Origin of the sequence: Micrococcus endophyticus (assembly GCF_014205115.1) — a bacterium.
Taxonomy (GTDB): Bacteria; Actinomycetota; Actinomycetes; order Actinomycetales; family Micrococcaceae; genus Micrococcus; species Micrococcus endophyticus.
Genome location: NZ_JACHMW010000001.1, coordinates 928,607 through 948,617 on the forward strand (window position 1 = coordinate 928,607; position 20,011 = coordinate 948,617).

Sequence of the window (20,011 nt, forward strand, 5' to 3'; positions counted from 1 at the left end):
GGTCCACCGACGCGGTCGGCGCGTCCCCGGCCTCCCCAGGGTACCCCTCCGGCCCGGGACGGCCGGGGGTCCGGGCGGGCCCGTCAGGCCACGCGGGTGGCCTGGACGACCCAGTTGTTGAACGCGTTCCCGGCCATGCCGGTGCCGGGCACGAGGTCGCACGTGATGAGGGTGAGCCTGGCGTCGTCGCCGCCCGGCTCCCACGCCCACCGGTTCGCCGGGTCCTGCGTGAGCGCCTCCTTCTCCACGGACACGGCGTCCGCGTCCGCCTCGAAGACGGCCTGGCTGCCGTCGTCGTAGGTGAGGACGACGACGTCGCCCGCCCGCACCGCGTCGAGGTTCCAGAAGACGTCCTTCACCCCGTAGTAGACGACGTGCCCGGCCAGGATGCCGGCGTACGGGGAGCGCTCCCCCGGATCCGTGCCCCACTGGGGCGCGCCGTACCAGCCCACGGTCTGCGGGTCGGGGTCGAGCTCGCCGGCCTCGTTCATCTGCGTGTGCTCCACCGAGGCGCCCACGATCCGCTCCCCGTCCTGGTGCACCTCCACGTGCACGGGGGCGGCGTCGATCGACTCCCACGGGGCGGCCGGGCCGGTCATCAGGCCCTGCCACGCCGGCGCGTCGGCCTCCGCCGGCTTCGTGCTCGGCGCCTCGGCCTCGGCGGGCTCCGTGCTCGGCGCCTCGGCCTCGGTGGGCTCCTGCGACGGCGCCGCCTCGTCGGAGGGCTCGGCGGCAGGCTCGGACTCCTCGGCCGGCGCCTGACTCGGGGCGGCGGCCGACGCCGGCGCGGAGGTCGAGGGGGCCACCGTCGGCGCGGCGCTCTCGGGGGCGGGCGTGCCGCTCGCGGATGCGGCCGGGGACGGGGCGGCGCTGATGGGCGCCCGGCCGATCGCCAGGGTGCCGCTCAGCGCGAGCCAGACCAGGCCGGCGCAGGCCAGCAGCAGGACGGCCCATAGGGCGCGCTTGGCGGTGGTGCTCATCGGACATCTCCCCCGGTCGGGCACCGGCGCGCGGGGCGGCGGCGTGGTGGACGGCTGGATCGTGTCACTGCGAGGGCGCGGCGGACAAGGGAGACGCGCGGGTCGTCACCGGAATGTCATCTGCGGGTCCCGGCTGCGGGTAGCGGGTGCGCACGAAGTCCTGCAGCGAGGCGGCGATCCGCGCGAGCGTCGCGGCGGCGAAGTGGTCCGCGCGCCAGGCGGCGTGCAGCCCCACGGACAGGGCGCGCCCGTCGAGCAGCACGCGCAACGGGACGAGGCCGAAGGCCGGGTCCTCGGTCACCACGGCCACGCCGGCGCCGGTGGCCACGAGGGCCTGGGCGACGCGGCCGGAGTTGGCCTCGCTCAGCTCGGGGGCGGTCAGGCCCGCCACGGCCACGGCGCCGTCCAGCACGCGGCGGGCCATGAAGGACCGCGACGGCGCGACCACGCGCACGTCCACCAGCTCCTCGAGCGCCACGTCCGCGCGGTCGGCCCAGGGGTGGCCCGGGGCGACGTACGCCCACACGGGCAGGTCGATCAGGTGCAGGGCCTGCACGGTGGGCCCCGGGGCCATGGGCATCACCACGAGGTCGTGCCGGGCCAGGGCGTCCTGCAGGGAGTCGTCCAGCTGGGTCTCGGCGACGCGCGGGCGGGGGTCGTCCTCGTCCAGGGTGGCGACGAAGGGCAGGACCACGTCGATCAGCGTGGTGCCCGGCGCGGCGATCGCGACCTCGGCGAGGCTGCCGGAGGCCAGGGTGCGGGCCGCCTGCTCGGCCTGGCGGTGCGCGGCGAGCACCCGGCGGGCCACCGGCAGGAACGCCTCCCCCGCGGTGGTGAGCTCGAGGCGGCTGCCCACCCGGGCGAACAGCGGCAGGCGCAGCTCGCGCTGCAGCCGCTGCAGCTGACGGCTCAGGGCCGACTGGACCAGGTCCAGGCGCTGGGCGGCCGCCGAGACCGTCCCGGCCTCGGCCACCGTCACGAACGCCCGCAGCAGCCTCTCCTCCATGACGGCCGAGCATAGCCCCCATGCCGGATCATCACTGGACGGCATGGCCCATCGGCCCCACGATGGGAGCAGATCCATCCGCCGCTCCCCCGCGAGCCGACCCCAGGAGGCCCCTCCGTGTCCTCGACCCCCGACCTCGAGCAGAGCCGTCACCTCGCCACCGCGCTGCCCGGCCCCCGCTCCCAGGCCCTCGCCGAGCGCCAGAAGGCGGCCGTGCCCGCCGGCGTCGCCACCACCATGCCCGTCTACGCCGCGCGCGCCGCCGGGGGCATCCTCGAGGACGTGGACGGCAACCGCCTGATCGACCTGGCCTCCGGCATCGCCGTGACTTCCGTGGGCGCCGCCCACCCGCGCGTCGTGGCCGCCGTCCAGGAGCAGGTCGCGCAGTTCACCCACACCTCCTTCATGATCACCCCCTACGAGGGCTACGTGGCCGTGGCCGAGCAGCTGGACCGCACCGCGCCGATCTCCGGGCAGACCCGCACCGCCCTGTTCAACTCCGGCGCCGAGGCCGTGGAGAACGCCGTCAAGGTCGCCCGCTCCTACACCGGCAAGCAGGCCGTGGCCGCCTTCGACCACGCCTACCACGGCCGCACCACCCTCACCATGGCGCTGACCGCCAAGAACATGCCGTACAAGCACCACTTCGGCCCGTTCGCCCCCGAGATCTACCGCGTCCCCGGTTCCTACCCGCTGCGGGACGGCCTGTCCGGCGCCGAGGCGGCGCAGCACGCCATCTCCGCGCTGGAGAAGCAGATCGGCGCGGAGAACCTGGCCGCCGTCATCATGGAGCCCATCCAGGGCGAGGGCGGGTTCATCGTCCCCGCCGAGGGCTTCCTGCCCGCCGTCGTCGAGTGGTGCAAGGCCAACGACGTCCTGTTCATCGCGGACGAGGTCCAGTCCGGCGTCGCCCGCACCGGCTCCTGGTTCGCGTGCGAGGCCGAGGGCGTGGAGCCGGACCTGATGACCACCGCCAAGGGCATCGCCGGCGGCATGCCGCTCTCCGGCGTCACCGGCCGCGCCGAGGTGATGGACTCCGTGCACCCGGGCGGCCTCGGGGGCACCTACGGCGGCAACCCCGTCGCCACGGCGGCGGCGCTCGCCGTGTTCGAGGCGATCGAGGACGAGGACCTGCTGGCCAAGGCCACCCGCATCGAGCAGGTCATCCGCGAGCACTTCGATCAGAACGCCGACGACCGCATCGCCGAGGTCCGCGGCCGCGGCGCGATGATGGCGATCGAGCTCGTGGAGCCCGGCACCCGCGAGCCGGACGCGGCGCTGACCGCCGCCGTCGCCGCCGCCGTGCGCGCCACCGGCGTCATCCTGCTCACCTGCGGCACCTACGGCAACGTGATCCGCTTCCTGCCGCCGCTGACCATCGGTGAGGACCTCCTCAAGGAGGGCCTGAGCGAGGTCACGAAGGCGCTGCAGTCCGCCTGAGCCCCCGCCACCGGCGGACCGACGACGACGGCCCCGCATCCCTGCCCGGGATGCGGGGCCGTCCGCCTGTCGGCAGCAGACTCAGATGTCGTCCTCGTACGCGGGGCCGCCTTCATTCTCCAGGGCCTCGAGGCGCCGGGACTTCTCGGCGGTGAAGATCCGGCGGACCCCCGTGCCGCCGAACTCGTCCTCCGGGACCAGCCCGACGCCGTACTTCCGCAGGGCCTTCTCCAGACGCAGACGCTCGTCCACCCGCAGGTCAGCCAGCCCCTTCTCGAAGCGGCGCAGCTGCTCCTTCTCGAGGCCGGCCGCCGCGGCCAGGGCGCCCACGCCGACCTGGGCCAGGGCACGGCCGGCACGGGCGACGTCGGAGGTCAGGGGGGTGGGGTACATGGAGGGCTCGTTTCTGCAGGGTACGACGGGAATTCGGCCACCATGGTGGCCGCCGCCCGGGGGCGGGGACAAGTCCCGGACGCCCCGGGCACCGGGCCGGCCCGCCCCGCTGCCCGCGCTCAGGCGGTGAAGGAGCGGCGGACGCCCACGAGGCCCGCGCCGGCCAGCAGGGCGGCCAGGGCCGCCCACGGGCCGACGCCGACGCCGGTCTCCACGGTCGAGGGCACCACGTGCTCCTCGCCCGCCGCGGCGGTCTCGTCCCCCTCGGCGACCGGAGCGCCCGGTGCCGGCTCGGTGTCGGACCCGGCCGCCGGGAGGGTCTCATCGGACCCGAGGTCGGGGACGGAGCCGTCCTCGGCGGCCGCCAGCCACGCCTCGAACTCGGCGAGCAGCTCCGGGTCCGTGATGAGCACGCGGACCACCTGGGTCATGCCGTCCATCGTGGTCTCGATGCGCAGGGTCTCCGGGGCGGCCAGGTCGGCGGCGGTAAGGCCCTCGCACGGGACGAGGCCCGCCACGAAGGTCCACTCCGTCTCGATGGCGAGGGCCTCCTCGTCGACCTCGCGGAGCTCGCCGTGGACGACGTCGCCCAGCGTGAACACCAGGGTGTCCCCGGCGAACAGGCAGACGGAGTCGGCGTAGCGCTCGAGGGCGGCCAGCTCCTCCTCGGTGAGGCCCGCGAGGGGGTCGGTCTCCGCGTCCCAGCCGATGCGCTCCAGCAGCGCCTGCTGCTCCGGGGTGGGCTCCGCGGACGGGTCCGTCTCCCACAGCAGGAACAGCTCCTCCAGGAGCGTGACCTCCTCGTCCGTGAGCTCGGACCACGGGTCGTCGTACCAGCCGATGCGCTCCAGCAGCGCCTCCTGCTCGGCGGTGAGCTCGGCGTCCGGGTCTTCCTCCCAGAGGGCGAAGATCTCGTCGACGGCGGCCCACTCCTCCTCGGTGAGGTCATCGTCGGTGTCGAGGCCGTCACCGATCCCGGGGAACCAGCCGAAGTCCGACGTCCAGCCGAAGTCCTCGGGCAGGACGATCTCCTGGCCGTCCGGGCCGAGGACGCGGACGACGAGATCGCCGTCGGTGACCTCACCGGCGTCGTCGGCCGTCATGGCCTCGGTGAGGGCGGCACTGGCGGCGGGGAACGCGACGGCGGGGGCGGGATCGACGGCGAGGGCGGGGCCGGCGGTGACGCCGGCGGCGAGCGCGACGCCGAGCACGGCGGCGGACAGGCGCGAGGAGGTGGGGGCCATGGCGGGTCCTTCGAGCAGGGGCCCGCCGACGCGGCCGGCGGGCGGATCCGGCCCCGGGGCCGAGCGGCGGCGGGACCACGACTGTGTCGTGGGCCACATGCTACCTGGGTGCTGACTGGACGGCGACGGGCCCGCCTCCGGTCACCGGAGGCGGGCCCGTCGTCGTCGTGGGGTTGTCAGTCCTGGACGAAGTACATCTGCTTGTTGACGAACTCGTCCATGCCGAGCGGGCCGAGCTCGCGGCCGAAGTCGGAGCGCTTGACGCCGCCGAACGCCAGGCCCGGGCGCTGACCGAGTCAGTGCACTACCGGACAGTTATACAGCTTGCCCTCAGCATCGACATCCCAGCCGCCGCCGTCAATGTCATTGAAGTGCACTCGCACTATGACGGGATCGCTCATGTCTTCATCCCACAACACCGCGACGGGTTCCTCCCCACCTGGCGGTATGGGCGCAACATCCACAATCTTCTTGCCTAAGCGGTCGAAGACATACACGTTCGAGATCGCGGCTCCAGTTTGGTTTCTCACTAGAGCCTTGTACGCGAAGGGGTCACTGGCTGGCTTTCCCTCGCTGTTCTGGAGGTGGTACTTAGTTAGGGTTTGGTCAACCGATACTCCGGCCACGCGGCGACGCTGCTGCTCCACCTCGCGCTTACGTTGGTTGACACCCTGGACGAGCGCGTACCGCACTGCGGCGACAGTGCCAAACCCGGCGACCCAGTCTGGGACTGAACCCCAGTCCTGATTCCAAAGCGATTCAGACTCCCCCGCCTGCGCCGCCAGCCATACGCTCATAGGGCGCAGCATAGACGCCCCTGACCGGGTCAGGGGCCTCCTCCTCCCTCTCCGTCTCTCTCCCGCGAGCGCGGGCCCCAGGTGCGCCCGCGTCCCCTTCGATGCGGAACGTCCCCGAGAAGCGGGGAGAGGGACGGAGAGGGAGTGTTAGGCAGCTGTGACCATCTGCTCGGCCTGGGCCAGCACGCGGTCGATGGTGGAGGAGCGCCACACGCCCCCGCCTCGGGCCGTCGGCATGCCCTCCTCGGTTAGGGTGCGGGCGATGTGGGAGACGCGGACGCCCTCAGCACGCATGCGGAGGATACGCTCGCGGACCTCGTCCGGGATCTCGTTGGGGCGGCCGAACCGGACGCCCTCGGCCTTCCGCTGGGCCATGCCCTCCCGGATGCTCTGACTGATCAGCTCCCGCTCATACTGCGCGGCGGACGCAAGCACGTGCGCCGTGAAGCGGCCCGCCGGGTCAGCGGTGTCGATGTTTGGTGAGAGGAGGACCAGCGCCCCCAGCCTCGGCGCTGGCAGCGGTCGAGTAGCCCGGCGAAGTCGGCGACCGAGCGGCTGACCCGGTCGAGCCTGACGGCAAGCAGGACGTCCGTCTCCCCTCGGTCGAGGCGGGTCAGGGCGGATTGGGGGCCGGGACGTTTCAGGGACTTGCCGGACTGGCCCTCATCCGCCACCACCTCGACGTCCCAGCCTCGGCGGTCAGCCTCGGCCGCGAGCGCGGCGCGCTGGGCGTTGAGGAAGGCTCCATGCTCGGCCTGGTCCTCGGTCGAGACGCGGACGTATGCGAGGGCCAGGGGGCGGGTGCGGGGGGCAGCTTGGCGGTGGTGAGGTCGCGGCGGCGCTCAGCGAGAACGGCCGGGGAAGCCTTGGCGCGGCCGGCGCGCGCCACGTCGAAGGTCATCGGGGTGGGGTACATGGGTCCTCGATTCGCGATGAGTGGGAGGGTGTCCCGTTCATGGTGGGCGCGGGACGCCCCCGACGCAACCGTGGGGCGGCCCGCCCCGGGGCCGTCGACGTCGAGTCCGGCGACAGCCCTCAGGCGCGGCCCGCGACGGCCTCCTTCATGGCCTCGTAGGCGTCCAGGGCCTCCCGCCGAGACACCGTCAGGTCCACCACCGGCGCAGGTGGGTACCCGCTGAGCGGCTGCACGGCCTCGGGCAGCCACTGAGCCACGTAGCGGCCCTCCGGATCGAATTTCGCGGCCTGAGTGTCCGGATTGAAAATCCGGAAGTACGGGGACGCGTCCGCCCCCGAGCCGGCCACCCACTGCCACGACACCGGGTTGTTCGCCTCGTCCGCGTCTACCAGCGTGTCCCAGAACCACGCCTCCCCTTCCCACCAGGGCTGCAGGAGGTTCTTGCAGAACAGGGAGGCCGCGACCATCCGCACCCGGTTGTGCATCCAGCCGCTCTCCCAGAGCTGGCGCATGCCGGCGTCCACGAGCCGGATGCCGGTGCGGCCGCGCCGCCACGCCTCGGCGAGCTCCTCATCCTGTCGGTAGGGGAACACGGCGAACTGCGGCCGCAGTGGCCGCTCGTGCAGGTCGGGGTGGTGGAAGGTGAGGTGCCAGGAGAACTCCCGCCAGTGCAGCTGGCGGATCCAGGCCCGAGCGTCCTCGGCCGACACCTGCCCATCCACGGCCGCGCGGCGGACGGCATGCCAGGCGGTGCGCACGGACAGCTCCCCGCTGCGCAGCCGCGGGGAGAGACCGGTCGTGGAGTCCGCGTCCGCGGGGACGTCCCGGGTCGCGCCATAGTTGGCCACGCCCTGCGCCATCCGGGCCAGCCCGTCCAGGGCCGCGCGCTCCCCCGGCTCCCAGTGCAGCGCCACGGTCTCTTCCCACCAGCGGGGGCGTTCGTCCAGCAGGCCCAGAGCCGGCAATCGGAGCAGCAGACCCTCCTCGTGCAGTCGGTCCAGCGCATCTCGGACGGCAGGCCCGGGCGGGTCCACGGGCTCGGGCACCTCCAGCTCCGGTGCGATCTCCACCTCGGAGAGGGTGCGGTGGAAGGGGGTGAACACCCCGTACGGGCCGCCGACCTTCGTGGTGACCTCCCAGGGCTCCGCCAGCAGCGCCCCGGGGTGGCTGTGCGCCGCCACGCCGGCGTCCACCAGCATGGACTTGATGCGGGCGTCCAGGGCGCGGGACCGTGGCGCGTAGCGGCGACTCCACCGCACCACGTCGGCCCCGAGCCCCGCGGCCACCGCCGGCACCACCGCCGCGGCGTCCCCCCGGGCGAACACCAGCGGCACCCCGAGGGCCTCGAGCCGGGGGGCCAGGGCCTCCAAGCTGCGGTGGTTCCACCAGCGGGCGGCCGCACCGAGGGGGCGGGCACCCAGGCGGCCGCCGTCCGCGTCCACTTCCGCCTCCTCCCGAATCCACAGCCCCACCACGGCGCCGCCGGAGTCACGGACGTCCTCGCACGCGGCGGTGAGGGCCTCATGGTCGAGGGTGCGCAGGTCATCGCGCAGCCACAAGAGCGTCGTCATCGCTCCGGCACCTCCGCCCGCTGCCTCTCTTCCCGCCGGATGGCCTCACCGATCACGGCCGCCCCCATGGCGTCGACGTGGACGGCTCCTGTCGGCGTCCCCCCACCGCACCGCTCCGTCGCCCCCACCGCACCGCTCCGTCGCCCCCACCGCACCGCCCCGTCGCCGCCGGCGCAGCGGTCCGGGAGAGGGCGGGGTCTGCCGCGAGGCGTGGGTGGGGCGGGCATGCGTGTACCCCACCATGCCCGCGGCCGCTTTTCCAGCCTTCAACGTCCGACGCCGGGGACACGGTCCGGCGACGGGTGCGGGCATCCGCTCACTGCGACGAGCTCATGGCCCCACGTCAGTCCTGGACGTAGAACATCTGCTTGTTGACGAACTCGTCCATGCCGAGCGGGCCGAGCTCGCGGCCGAAGCCGGAGCGCTTGACGCCGCCGAACGGGATCTCTGCGCCCTCGCCGGCCGGCGTGTTCACGTTCGCCATGCCGACCTCGAGCTGCCGGGCGACCCGCTCGGCCTGGGCCTCGTCCTGGGAGAACACGGCGCCGCCCAGGCCGTACTGGGAGTCGTTGGCGAGGGCGAGCGCCTCGTCCGCGGACTCCACCTTGTAGACGACGGCGACGGGGCCGAAGAGCTCCTCGCGGTAGGCGTCCATCTCGGAGGTGACGCCCGTGATCACGGCCGGGGCGAAGCGGGCGCCCGCCTCGTCCGTGACGGTCCCGCCGACGTGGACGGTCGCACCCTGCTGCCGGGCCCGCTCCACCTGCTCGCCCAGGCCCTCCGCGGCACCGCGCGAGGACAGCGGGGTGAAGACCGTCGGGTCCTCGTCGGCAGCCTCCCCGGGCTTCATGGCCTCGGCCAGGGACACCAGCTCGGCCACGAAGGCGTCATGGATGTCCGCCGAGACGATCATGCGCTTGTTGGAGTTGCAGGCCTGGCCCATGTTGTACATGCGGGTCGCCCACGCGGTGCGGGCGGCCTCCGCCGGGTCCTCGGCGTCGAGCACGATGTACGGGTCCGAGCCGCCGAGCTCGAGGACGGCCTTCTTGAGGTGCTGGCCCGCGAGCGCGCCGATCACGGAGCCGGCCCGCTCGGAGCCGGTCAGGGAGACGCCGGCCACGCGCGGGTCGGCGATGAACTCGGCGATCTGGTCGTGCGTGGCGAACACGTTGGTGTACACGCCGGCCGGCACGCCGGCGTCGTCCATGATCTGCTGCACGGCCAGGGCCGAGCGCGGGCAGATCTCGGCGTGCTTGAGCACGATGGCGTTGCCGAGCATGAGGTTCGGTGCGGCGAAACGGGCGATCTGGTAGTACGGGAAGTTCCAGGGCATGACGCCCAGCAGCACACCCAGGGGCAGGTGGCGGATCATGGCGCGGCCGCCCTCGAAGGTCTCGATGGGGCGGTCCGCGGCGAAGGTGGGGCCCTTGTCCGCGAAGTAGCCGAAGATGGCCGAGCTGAACTCCGCCTCCTCGACGCCCTCGGTCACGCGCTTGCCCATCTCGGTGGCGATGATCTGCGCGAGCTCGTCCTTGCGCTCCTCGAAGAGGTCCGCGACCTTCTGCACGATGGTGGCGCGCTCCTCGATGGGGCGGGCGGCCCACGCACGCTGGGCGGTCTCGGCGGCGGCCAGCAGCTGGTCGACCTCACCGTCGGCGAGGGCGGGGAAGGTCTCCACGACCTGGTCGGTGCTGGGGTCCTGCACGCGATAGCCGGTGGGGGTGCTCATGAGTGGGTCCTCTCGTTCGGGTCCCGGACCACGGCAGTGCCGTCGTCGTCCGGACGGATGATCGGGATGGGTCGGGTCGAGTCCGTCTGCGGCAGGGTCTCGCCACGGAAGTAGGCCGGGTGGCGCAGCCGCGTCCACATCATCAGTACCACGCCGATCGCCAGCACGCCCATGCCCAGGACGAACACGGTGCCGACGCCGAACACGGAGGAGCCGGAGCCGTAGTCGGGGTCGGTGGAGTCCAGCGCGGTCACGCAGAACATCACCAGCAGCACGAGGCCGGGGAGCACCGTGAAGATCGGCTCCTGGCTGTCCGGGTTGCCCGCGCCCATGGCGGGACTCGGCGACTGACCTACGGACCGCCGGCCGCGTGTCATGCCGGTACGGACGCGCCGCCCCTCCGCGTGAGAGGGGCGGCGCGTCGAAGGATCTGTGTGCGGCGGGCTGTCAGTCGGTCAGGCCCAGACGACGGCGGGCCACGACCAGCCCCCCAGCGGCGGCGGCGCCGAGGCCGGCAAGCCACCAGCCGGTGGACTGCCCCGTCTCGACGGTGTCCGGGGTCGTGTGCTGCTCGTCGGCGTCGCCCTCGACCGGAGCGGTCTGCTCCTCCTCATCCTCCGGAGCCGGGGCGGCCTCGTCGCCCCGGAACGCGGCGAGCGCCGCAGCGGTGTCCGGGTCGGTCAGGTCGAGCGGCTTCCCGTTGAGGACGCCGTCCTCGGCATCGAGGAAGCCGTCATACGCGGCGGGGATCTCCTCGCCGACCTGCACGGTGACGGTCTGGACGTGGGCGATGCGGTCGCTGTGGAAGTCGACGGTGAAGGTGTCCGTGCCGACGAAGCCCTCCTCGGGGAGGTACCAGGCACGGAGCTCGGAGTGCTCCGAGTCACGGAACGCGAAGACCTCACCGTGGGCCGGTTCGGCCACGACCTCCGCGTAGGTGCTCTCCATCGTCGGCGCGGCGACCAGGTGGACGATCTCGGCGCCTTCCACCCCGGGTGCCAGCTGCATGGCCGAGTCCCAGACCAGGGGCCGGTCCCCGAGGTGGGCCATCTGCGGGCCGTCGACGGCGTGCACGGCCGCCCCCTGATCGTCGGTGAGGTCAGCGTCCGCCTGGAGCGTGATGCCCATGTTCAGCATCTGCCCGTCGGCCACGACGTCGTACCGCACGAGGCCTTCACCGGCCGCGCCGAGCGCGCGGCGGGTCTCCAGGACGTCCACCGCGCCGCCGTCGATGACGTCCAGGGAGGTGAACTCGACCTCCTGGCCGCCCTCCAGGCGGGTGCCGTCCTCGGCCACCGGGGTGAGCGTGAGCGTGAGGTCCTCCGGGTCGTAGCCGTCGTAGGTCTGGAAGAAGGCGGTGGTGACGTTCTCGTGGTCGACGGCCTGGAAGTAGCCGGCCTGGGGGCCATGGGCGTCGTCCCAGGCGGCGGCGGGGCCGGCGAGGGCGACGGTGGTGATGAGGCCGGCGGCGGCGACGGTGGCGGGCAGGTGACGGAGAGAGGGACGACGGGTACGGATGACGGACATGGCAGCTCCTCACTGAGTCGGCCGGACAGGGCCGGCGGCCCCCGCCTCTGCAGCACCGGTGTTCCGGGCTTCACGGGTGGGGACGCTTCGAGTCTGTCCGCTCAGAGCCTGCCGTGAAAGGGCTGTGCGACGCCGATGCCTGATCGACGCTGGACCGCAACCCGGCCGTGACCGGCGGGTCTCGACGGCGAACCGGCTGCCACGACGACGAAGGCCCGGTCCATATGGACCGGGCCTTCTGACGGGTGGAGGTAAGGGGATTCGAACCCCTGACCTTCTGCATGCCATGCAGACGCGCTACCAACTGCGCCATACCCCCAGGTGGGTGGTGACTCCGTTTCCGGCGGACCGGCCGGAGCACCTGAATAGAATACCCGAACTGCCTCAACTGTGCAAACCGGCCGGGCGGCGTCGATGGACCGCCGTGGCCCCACGGCCTAGCGTGCAGGAGACACCCCCATTCCCTCCGCCCGACCAGGAGGTCCTGCATGCCCCCCATCGACGCACCGATCCGCACCGCCCTGATCGGCTACGGGTTCGCCGGGAAGACGTTCCACGTCCCCCTGCTCCACGCCACGGAGGGACTCGCTCTCACCCATGTCGTCTCGAGCCGCCCGGACGCGGTGCACGCGGACCTGCCGGACGTCGTCGTGGTGCCCGACGTGGACGCGCTCCTGGCGCGGCACGACGTGGACGTCGTGGTGATCGCCGCCCCGAACGATCAGCACACGCCGGTCGCGCGCGCCGCTCTGAGGGCGGGCAGGCACGTGGTGGTGGACAAGCCGTTCACACTGAGTCTCGCCGAGGCGCGGGAGCTGCGCGGCCTGGCGGCCGAGACGGGGCGGGTGCTGCGGGTGTTCCAGAACCGCCGCTTCGACAGCGACTTCCTGGGCATCGCCGAGCTGGTCCGCTCCGGCCGGCTCGGGGACGTCGTCCACCTCGAGTCCCGGATCGACCGCTTCCGCCCGACCGTCCGGGACCGCTGGCGGGAAGCCGCGGTGCCCGGGGGCGGCATCTGGTTCGACCTCGGCCCGCACCTGGTCGACCAGGCGCTCCTGCTCTTCGGCGTCCCCGAACGCGTGGACGCCGACCTCGCGGCCCTGCGTCCGGGCGCCCCAGTCGAGGACTGGGCCCACTGCGTGTTGCAGTACCCGGGCCGGCGCGTGGTCCTGCAGGCGTCGATGCTCGTGGCCGGCGGCAGCCCGCGCTTCGCGGTCCACGGCACGCGCGGCACCGCGGTGAAGGAACTGCCGGACCAGCAGGAGGCTCAGCTGCGCGCGGGCCTGCTGCCCGACGCCGAGGGCTGGGGCGCCGACCCCGACCCGATCCTCCTGCACGACGGGGAGGGGAACACCGAGCGCGTCCCCGCGCCGACCGGAGCCCAGCAGCGGTCCTATGCGGGTGTGCGCGACGCGATCCTCGGCCGCCCGAACGGCGACGCCGCCACCCCCGACCAGGCCGTCGCCGTGATGGCGGTGCTCGAGGCCGCCGTCGCCTCAGCGCGGGAGGGCCGTGCGGTGGAACCCGCACTCACGTCGGTGGAGCGCGCCGCGTACCCCAGCGTGTCCCCCGCACCGACCGCGGCGGAGCGACATCACCGCAGTGCTGCAGCGCGGTGATGTCGCAGGGCGGCGGTCGCCTCCCGGGGCCGCACAGGAGCCCGACGACGACGAAGGCCCGGTCCGTATGGACCGGGCCTTCTCACTGGTGGAGGTAAGGGGATTCGAACCCCTGACCTTCTGCATGCCATGCAGACGCGCTACCAACTGCGCCATACCCCCAGATGTGGGCGTCACCCGCGATGTTCACGCGCCGTTTCCGGCCCGTTCGCCTCGCTGGCAACTCGACCAGCGTACACGGTCCCCGCGCGGGCACCAAATCGGCGTCCGGGCCGGGGCGCCCTCAGACGTTGTAGCCCTCGAGGGTCCAGTCGCCCCAGCCCTCCGTCGCGGGAGAGAACGCGCCCTGCAGCACGGCGGCGCGGGCGTTGTCGATCCTCTCCAGCGCGGCGAACGCCTCGCCCTCGTGGCGCAGCAGCAGCCCCACGGCCGCGCGGATCACGCCGCCGTGCGCCACGGCGAGCAGGGTGCGGGCACCCTGCCGGCCGTCGTCGTGAGGGTCGCCTGCCGTGCCCGCGCCGGCCGCCCAGTGCTGCGGCACGCGGCCGCGCAGCGCACCGAGCGCCCGCTCGCCGCCCCCGCGCAGAGTCTCCCCGCCCACGGGTCCGGCGTCGAGCGCCGGGACGGCGCGCCAGCTGCGGTGCTCCTCGGGCCACCGCTGCGCGATCGCCGTCAGCTCCAGCCCCTCCCAGTCCCCGCCGTGCAGCTCCATGAGCTGCTCGTCCAGGGCCAGGTCGGCCGCGCCCACGCGCGCCTCGAGGAGGATCTCGGCGGTGCGGCGGGCCCGCGCCAGCGGGGAGGCGACGGCCACCAGCTCGGCGGCCTCCTCGAGGAGGTCGCCCACGGGCCCGACCGCGGCGCGGCGGGCCTGGCGCTCCCCCACGGCGTTGAGCTCCACGTCCGTGCGGCCCTGGTAGCGGTCGCCCGCATTCCAGTCCGTCTCGCCGTGGCGCAGCAGGATCAGTCGCACTCCGTGCCCCGGGCCGCTCAGGAGGCGTGCGGGGCGGCGTCGTCCGCGGCGCCCTCGCCAGCGGCGTCCGGCCGCGTGTGCTCCTCGGCGAGGCCGAGGTCGATGGCCGGGGTGTCCTTCCACAGCCGGTCCAGCGCGTAGAATTCGCGGTCCTCGCGGTGCTGGACGTGGACCACGAAGTGGCCGTAGTCGAGCAGCACCCAGTGGCCGTCCGAGCGGCCCTCACGGCGCAGGGGCTTGAGCTGCTCCTCCTTGAGCAGGGCCTCCTCCACGCCGTCGACGATGGCATTGACCTGGCGCTCGGAGGCGCCGGAGGCGATCAGGAAGGCGTCCGTGAGGCCGAGTCGCTCGGCGACGTCGAACGCCACGATGTGGGTGCCCAGCTTGTCGGCCGCGGCGGCCGCGGCGACGGTGAGGGCGTCCAGGGTGGTCTGGGGAACGGTCAAGGGGTCTCCTCATCCGAGACGTAGAGATGATGCTTGGCGATGTACTGGACCACGCCGTCCGGCACGAGGTACCAGACGGGCCGGCCCCGGGCGACGCGCTCCCGGCAGTCCGTGGAGGAGATCGCCATGGCGGGGATCTCCATGAGGGACACGTCGTCCTTCAGGCCCATGTCCGTGAGGTCGTGGCCCGGGCGGGTGACGCCCACGAAGTGCGCCAGGTCCCAGAGCTCGTCCACGTCCTTCCACGTGAGGATCTGGCCCATGGCGTCGGCGCCGGTGATGAAGAACAGCTCGGCGTCCGGATGCAGGCGGCGCAGGTCCCGCAGGGTGTCCACGGTGTAGGTCATGCCGGGGCGGTCGATGTCCACCCGGGACACGGTGAAGCGCGGGTTGGAGGCGGTGGCCACCACGGTCATCAGGTACCGGTCCTCGGCCGGGGAGACCGAGCGGTCCGCCTTCTGCCAGGGCTGGCCGGTGGGGACGAAGATCACCTCGTCCAGCTCGAACTCGGCGGCCACCTCGGAGGCGGCCACGAGGTGCCCGTGGTGGACGGGGTCGAAGGTGCCGCCCATGATGCCCAGGCGACGACGACGGGCGCCTCCGGCGGTGGGCTCGGAGGCGGTGGCGCGGGAGGCGACGGTCATGCGCTCAGGCGGGAGTCCGCAGGACGCCGCGCCGCCCCGGGGGTCCGGGACGGCGCGGCGGTCCGATGCGGAGTCAGTGGCCGGGGGTGTGCGAGCCGTGGCCGGTGCCGTGGTGCTGCACGGCGGTGGTGGGCTCGGGCAGGCGCAGGGCGCGCGAGCGCATGGACATGGTGGCCAGCAGCGCGGCCATGAGCAGCGCGAAGACGATGATGCCGTACCAGACGGTGGGGATCGGCAGCTCGTTCACGACGTGGTGGCCCTCGGCGGCGGCCAGGACGAGAGAGGTGTTCAGCATGGGTGCTCCTCGGTGCAACGGGTCAGACGGCCGGGCCGAGGCCGGGCCGCAGGGGTCCTGTGGTCCATCCTAGCGCCGGTCAGCGACGGACCTGGCCGTCGCCGCGCAGGATCCACTTCGTGGTGGTCAGCTCCTCCAGGCCCATGGGCCCGCGGGCGTGCATCTTCTGGGTGGAGATGCCGACCTCGGCCCCGAGGCCGAGCTCGCCGCCGTCGGTGAAGCGGGTGGAGGCGTTGACGATCACGGCCGCCGCGTCCACCTGGGTGATGAACTGCTCGGCCGCCGCGAGGTCGTTGGTGACGATGGCCTCGGTGTGGCCCGTGGACCAGCGGCCGATGTGCTCGATCGCCTGGTCCAGCGAGTCGACGATCCGCACGGCCATGTCCATGTCCAGGTACTCGGTGCCCCAGTCCTCCTCGGTGGCGTCCACCGCGTCCCGGGCGTGGTCGCCGCGGTCCGTGGGGCCGGGCAGCCAGGCCTTCGCGGCCTCGTCCACGTGCAGCAGGACGCCGCTGCGCATGAGGGTGCGCAGCACCTCGCGGCCGGTCTCCTCCGCCTCGCGGTGGATCAGCAGGGTCTCGGCGGCGTTGCACACGGAGGTGCGGTGCGTCTTGGCGTTGAGGGCGATCTCCACGGCCATGTCCTTCGGGGCGGAGGCGTCCAGGTACAGGTGGACGTTGCCCTCCCCCGTCTCGATCACGGGCACGCGGGCCTCGCGGACCACGCGCTGGATGAGCTCGCGGCCGCCGCGCGGCACGAGCACGTCCACCGCGCCGCGGGTGGCCATGAGGGCGGCCACGCCGGGGCGGCCGAGGTCGTCGATGCCCTGGACCACGTTGGGGTCGAAGCCCTGGTCCGCCAGGGCCTCGCGCAGCACCTGGATCAGCACGGCGTTGGTGCTCTGGGCGGCCGAGCCGCCGCGCAGGATCACGCCGTTGCCGGACTTCAGGGCGATGCCCGCGATGTCCACGGTCACGTTGGGGCGCGCCTCGTACACGGCGCCCACCACGCCCAGGGGCACGCGGGTCTGGGTCATCCGCACGCCGTTGGGCAGGGTCCCGCCCCGCACGACGGCGCCGACGGGGTCCGGCAGGGCGGCGAGGGCCTCGAGGCCGAGCGCCAGCGCCTCGACGCGCGGCTCGTCCAGCTTCAGGCGGTCCAGCAGGGCGGCGGAGGTGCCGGCCTCGGCGCCGCGGGCGCGGTCCTCCTGGTTGGCCGTGATGATCGCGGCCGCGTTGGAGCGCAGCGACTCGGCCATGTGGCGCAGGACGGCGTCCTTGCGGGTGCGGCCCGCGGTGGCCAGCTCCGGAACGGCCAGGCGGGCCCACTCCGCGCGCTGGCGGATCGTGTCCACGACCTCCTGCGAGGGGGCCTCGGCCTCCTGGCCGGCGGACTGGTCCTGGGGTGCGGTGCTCTCCTGGTTCTCCATGCCGCCCACCCTACCGAGGGGACCGGACCCGGATCGAGGCCGCGGCGTCGTGCGACGCGCGGCGCCGTCGGGCCGCCCGCGCCCCGGGACCGGGGTCAGCGGCGCGGCGGGGCCAGGCGCACCCAGTCGTCCGCGTGCACCACCACGCCGTCGTAGCCGGCGCCGAGGTCCTCCTTGAGGTCGGACGTGGAGCGCCCGAGCATCGGGGGCAACTGGGACGAGGAGTACTGCACGAGCCCGCGTGCCAGCACGCGGCCGGTCGCGTCGAGGATCTCGACGACGTCGCCCGGCGTGAACCGGCCGCTGAGGCCGGTGATGCCCGCGGCGAGCAGGGAGCGGCCGCGGTCGATCGCGCCGGCCACCGCGCCGTCGTCGATCACGAGCTGGCCGCGCACCTCCGCGGTCAGGCCCAGCCAGGCCGCGCGGGCCGAGCGGCGGCGGCCGGTGGCCTCGAACCACGTGCCCACGTCCTCCCCCGCGAACGCCGAGCCCGCGTTCGGGGCCGAGGTGAGCAGGGTGGGGATGCCGGTGGTCGCCGCGATGCCCGCCGCGTCAACCTTGGTGACCATGCCGCCCGTGCCCACGCCGGCCGAGCCGGGCACGCGCACGTCCACGCCCTCGAGGTCCGCGTCCGTGGCGACCACGGGGATGCGCCGCGAGTCCGGGCGCGAGGGGTGGCCCGTGTAGAGCGCGTCCACGTCCGAGAGCAGCACGAGCAGGTCCGCCTTGACCAGGTTGGCGGTGAGCGCGGCGAGGCGGTCGTTGTCGCCGAACCGGATCTCGCGCGTTGCCACGGCGTCGTTCTCGTTGACGATCGGCATGACGTCGAGGGTGAGCAGCCGCGCCAGCGCGCGGTGCGCGTTGGTGTACTGCGTGCGGCGCATGAGCTCCTCGGCGGTGAGCAGCACCTGCGCGACCTCTGTCTCGTGGCGCCCGAAGCTGTGCGTGTAGTGCGCCAGGAGCCGGCCCTGGCCCACCGCGGCGGCCGCCTGCTGGGTGGCGGTGTCCTTGGGGCGGCGGTCCAGGCCGAGGTGCGGGAAGCCCGCGGCGATCGCGCCCGAGGAGACCAGCACCACCTGGGTGCCCCGCCCGCGCAGCTCCGCGATGACGTCCACGAGGCGGTCGATGGCCGCCACGTCCAGGCCGGTCGCGGTGGTGAGCGAGGACGAGCCGATCTTGATCACGACCCGGCGCGCCGCGGCCATCGTGTCCCGCGTGGTGACGGGGTTGGCCCGCGGATCTTCCGCGCCACGGGTGGCGGGGGTGGGGTAGCGGGTGACGACGGTGCGGCGTGTGCTCATGCGATCAGTCCTCTCGGTCGTACGTCTCGGTCCAGAGGCCGGAGCGGCGCTCGGCCTCCATCTCGGCGCGCGTGGCGGCGCGGGCGGCGCGGCGCTGGTCCTGCTCCGCCCGCTTCTCCGCGCGGGTGGCGCGCGTGCGCTCGTCCAGGCGCAGGTCGGTGCCGCGCGGGCCGGCCAGCAACTCGGCGCCGGCGGACAGGGTGGGCTCCCAGTCGAAGAGCACGCCCGAGGCGTCGTCGCCGATCACGACGGCGTCGCCCGGGGTGGCGCCGGCCTTGAACAGGGCGTCCTCCACGCCCACGCGCTGCAGTCGGTCGGCGAGGTAGCCGACGGCCTCGTCGTTCTGGAAGTCGGTCTGGGCGACCCAGCGCTCCGGCTTCTCGCCGCGGATGCGGAACAGCGGCTCGAGGTTGCGCTCCTCGCGGCGGACGGTGAACTCGGCGTGCTCGCCCTTGCGGCGGTGCCGGCGGGGCACCTCCACGGGGGCGGCCGGCTCGGGCTCGGGGACCCGCTCGCGGGCCTCGGTGACGAGCCCGGCCATGGCGTACTTGAGCGCCTCCAGGCCGTCGCGGGCCAGCGCGGAGATGTCGAACACGCGCAGGCCGCGGCCCTCGAGCTCGGCGCGGACCATCTCGGCCATCGCGGCGCCGTCGGGCAGGTCGGTCTTGTTCAGGGCCACCAGGCGCGGGCGCTCGTTCAGGGGCACCACGCCCTCGCCGCCCTGGGAGAACACGGGCTCCACGGCGTACGCCTCGAGCTCGGCCTCGATGGCCTCGAAGTCGGCGATCGGGTCCCGGTCCGACTCGAGGGTGCCGCAGTCCAGGACGTGCACGAGGGCCGCGCAGCGCTCCACGTGGCGAAGGAACTCCAGGCCGAGGCCGCGCCCCTCGGAGGCGCCGGGGATCAGCCCGGGCACGTCCGCCACGGTGAAGCGGACCTCGCCGGCCTGGACCACGCCGAGGTTGGGCACGAGCGTGGTGAACGGGTAGTCGGCGATCTTCGGGCGCGCCGCGGAGATCGCCGCGATGAGCGAGGACTTCCCAGCCGAGGGGAAGCCCACGAGGGCGACGTCGGCGACCGTCTTGATCTCCAGGGTGAGGTCGCGGCTCTCCCCCGGCAGGCCCAGCAGGGCGAATCCGGGGGCCTTGCGCTTGACCGAGGACAGCGCGGCGTTGCCGAGGCCGCCCTGGCCGCCGGCCGCCGCGGTGTAGGACGCGCCCTCGCCCACGAGGTCGGCCACGATGTTGCCCTGCTCATCCTTGACCACCGTGCCGTCCGGCACCGGGATCACGAGGGACTCGCCGTGCTTGCCGGCGCGGTGGTCGCCCATGCCCGGCTGCCCGTTCTCCGCCGAGCGGTGCGGGGCGTGGTGGTAGTCGAGCAGGGTGGTGGTCTGGGAGTCCACCACCAGGGTGATGTCGCCGCCGTTGCCGCCGTTGCCGCCGTCGGGACCGCCCAGGGGCTTGAACTTCTCGCGGTGCACGGAGACGCACCCGTGCCCGCCGTTGCCGGCGGTGAGGTGGAGGACCACGCGGTCCACGAAGGCTGCCATGGGAGTGCTCCTTGAGCTGGAGGGGGTCGGACGGGCGGCCACGGAGGCCGGGAACGCGAACGGCGGGGGCGGGTCCGGTGGATGCCGGGCCCGCCCCCGCCGGGGCGTCACGTGGTGCGGTGCTCCTCGCCGGGCGAGGGGCCGCACGCAGA

At 73.6% G+C, this 20,011-nt stretch carries 20 protein-coding genes and 2 tRNA genes; 2 read left to right on the forward strand and 20 right to left on the reverse strand.

Annotation, left to right across the window (positions count from 1 at the left end; genetic code table 11):
* Nucleotides 1-83 precede the first annotated feature (83 nt).
* Together HDA33_RS04190 and HDA33_RS04195 are read right to left on the reverse strand one after the other, a co-directional pair.
* Nucleotides 84-980, reverse strand: coding sequence for a class F sortase (locus tag HDA33_RS04190; protein ID WP_184171252.1), 897 nt, complete (start codon nt 978-980; stop codon nt 84-86).
* 64 nt (nt 981-1,044) lie between these two features.
* A complete protein-coding gene (locus tag HDA33_RS04195) occupies nt 1,045-1,986 on the reverse strand; it encodes a LysR family transcriptional regulator (protein WP_184171256.1) in 942 nt (313 codons plus the stop codon).
* 117 nt (nt 1,987-2,103) lie between these two features.
* On the opposite strand from HDA33_RS04195, the gene gabT reads away from it, so the two are divergent.
* Nucleotides 2,104-3,426 (forward strand): 4-aminobutyrate--2-oxoglutarate transaminase, encoded by a 1,323-nt coding sequence (gene gabT, locus HDA33_RS04200; RefSeq protein WP_184171259.1) that lies wholly within the window; start codon nt 2,104-2,106, stop codon nt 3,424-3,426.
* An 81-nt stretch (nt 3,427-3,507) separates the two neighbouring features.
* On the opposite strand, the gene HDA33_RS04205 is transcribed toward gabT, so the two are convergent.
* The 10 genes from HDA33_RS04205 to HDA33_RS04250 form a co-directional block, all read right to left on the reverse strand.
* Nucleotides 3,508-3,819: a hypothetical protein gene (locus HDA33_RS04205; RefSeq protein ID WP_184171262.1), complete on the reverse strand. Its 312-nt coding sequence runs from the start codon at nt 3,817-3,819 to the stop codon at nt 3,508-3,510.
* A 119-nt stretch (nt 3,820-3,938) separates the two neighbouring features.
* Nucleotides 3,939-5,063 (reverse strand): hypothetical protein, encoded by a 1,125-nt coding sequence (locus tag HDA33_RS04210; protein WP_184171264.1) that lies wholly within the window; start codon nt 5,061-5,063, stop codon nt 3,939-3,941.
* Between the two features lie 296 nt (nt 5,064-5,359).
* Nucleotides 5,360-5,860 carry a hypothetical protein gene (locus tag HDA33_RS04215; protein WP_184171267.1) on the reverse strand — a complete coding sequence of 167 codons (501 nt, stop codon included), beginning with the start codon at nt 5,858-5,860 and terminating at the stop codon, nt 5,360-5,362.
* 147 nt (nt 5,861-6,007) lie between these two features.
* Nucleotides 6,008-6,364, reverse strand: a complete 357-nt coding sequence (locus HDA33_RS04220) for a recombinase family protein (protein WP_375162454.1) — start codon at nt 6,362-6,364, stop codon at nt 6,008-6,010.
* The gene (locus HDA33_RS13065; protein WP_158508123.1) at nt 6,259-6,654 is read right to left on the reverse strand and encodes a recombinase family protein; all 396 of its coding nucleotides are present in this window, start codon (nt 6,652-6,654) and stop codon (nt 6,259-6,261) included. The genes HDA33_RS04220 and HDA33_RS13065 overlap by 106 nt, the downstream gene beginning before the upstream one ends.
* Nucleotides 6,655-6,895: 241 nt before the next feature.
* Entirely contained in the window at nt 6,896-8,347 is a 1,452-nt protein-coding gene (locus HDA33_RS04230; protein WP_184171273.1) for a cryptochrome/photolyase family protein, read from the reverse strand.
* 343 nt (nt 8,348-8,690) lie between these two features.
* Nucleotides 8,691-10,076: an NAD-dependent succinate-semialdehyde dehydrogenase gene (locus HDA33_RS04235; RefSeq protein WP_184171276.1), complete on the reverse strand. Its 1,386-nt coding sequence runs from the start codon at nt 10,074-10,076 to the stop codon at nt 8,691-8,693.
* Nucleotides 10,073-10,408, reverse strand: coding sequence for a hypothetical protein (locus HDA33_RS04240; RefSeq protein WP_246416865.1), 336 nt, complete (start codon nt 10,406-10,408; stop codon nt 10,073-10,075). Before HDA33_RS04240 ends, HDA33_RS04235 begins: the two co-directional genes overlap by 4 nt.
* A gap of 115 nt (nt 10,409-10,523) precedes the next feature.
* Complete coding sequence (locus HDA33_RS04245; protein WP_184171279.1) at nt 10,524-11,603, reverse strand: hypothetical protein; 1,080 nt, start codon at nt 11,601-11,603, stop codon at nt 10,524-10,526.
* A gap of 246 nt (nt 11,604-11,849) precedes the next feature.
* Nucleotides 11,850-11,922: transfer RNA gene (locus HDA33_RS04250), tRNA-Ala, on the reverse strand.
* Nucleotides 11,923-12,091: 169 nt separating this feature from the next.
* Here HDA33_RS04250 and HDA33_RS04255 point away from each other — a divergent pair.
* The gene (locus tag HDA33_RS04255) at nt 12,092-13,222 is read left to right on the forward strand and encodes an oxidoreductase (protein WP_184171282.1); all 1,131 of its coding nucleotides are present in this window, start codon (nt 12,092-12,094) and stop codon (nt 13,220-13,222) included.
* Between the two features lie 86 nt (nt 13,223-13,308).
* Here HDA33_RS04255 and HDA33_RS04260 read toward each other — a convergent pair.
* The 8 genes from HDA33_RS04260 to obgE form a co-directional block, all read right to left on the reverse strand.
* A tRNA-Ala gene (locus HDA33_RS04260) sits at nt 13,309-13,384 on the reverse strand.
* A 121-nt stretch (nt 13,385-13,505) separates the two neighbouring features.
* Entirely contained in the window at nt 13,506-14,192 is a 687-nt protein-coding gene (locus HDA33_RS04265) for a histidine phosphatase family protein (protein ID WP_184171285.1), read from the reverse strand.
* Between the two features lie 17 nt (nt 14,193-14,209).
* A complete protein-coding gene (gene rsfS / locus HDA33_RS04270; RefSeq protein ID WP_017489127.1) occupies nt 14,210-14,638 on the reverse strand; it encodes a ribosome silencing factor in 429 nt (142 codons plus the stop codon).
* Entirely contained in the window at nt 14,635-15,282 is a 648-nt protein-coding gene (gene nadD / locus HDA33_RS04275; RefSeq protein ID WP_184171288.1) for a nicotinate-nucleotide adenylyltransferase, read from the reverse strand. The genes rsfS and nadD overlap by 4 nt, the downstream gene beginning before the upstream one ends.
* Before the next feature lie 73 nt (nt 15,283-15,355).
* Nucleotides 15,356-15,577, reverse strand: coding sequence for a hypothetical protein (locus HDA33_RS04280; RefSeq protein ID WP_017489126.1), 222 nt, complete (start codon nt 15,575-15,577; stop codon nt 15,356-15,358).
* A 79-nt stretch (nt 15,578-15,656) separates the two neighbouring features.
* Nucleotides 15,657-17,006: a glutamate-5-semialdehyde dehydrogenase gene (locus HDA33_RS04285; protein ID WP_184171292.1), complete on the reverse strand. Its 1,350-nt coding sequence runs from the start codon at nt 17,004-17,006 to the stop codon at nt 15,657-15,659.
* Nucleotides 17,007-17,101: 95 nt separating this feature from the next.
* Entirely contained in the window at nt 17,102-18,307 is a 1,206-nt protein-coding gene (proB, locus tag HDA33_RS04290) for a glutamate 5-kinase (RefSeq protein ID WP_184171295.1), read from the reverse strand.
* A gap of 4 nt (nt 18,308-18,311) precedes the next feature.
* Nucleotides 18,312-19,859 carry a GTPase ObgE gene (gene obgE, locus HDA33_RS04295; RefSeq protein WP_158494687.1) on the reverse strand — a complete coding sequence of 516 codons (1,548 nt, stop codon included), beginning with the start codon at nt 19,857-19,859 and terminating at the stop codon, nt 18,312-18,314.
* Nucleotides 19,860-20,011 lie beyond the last annotated feature (152 nt).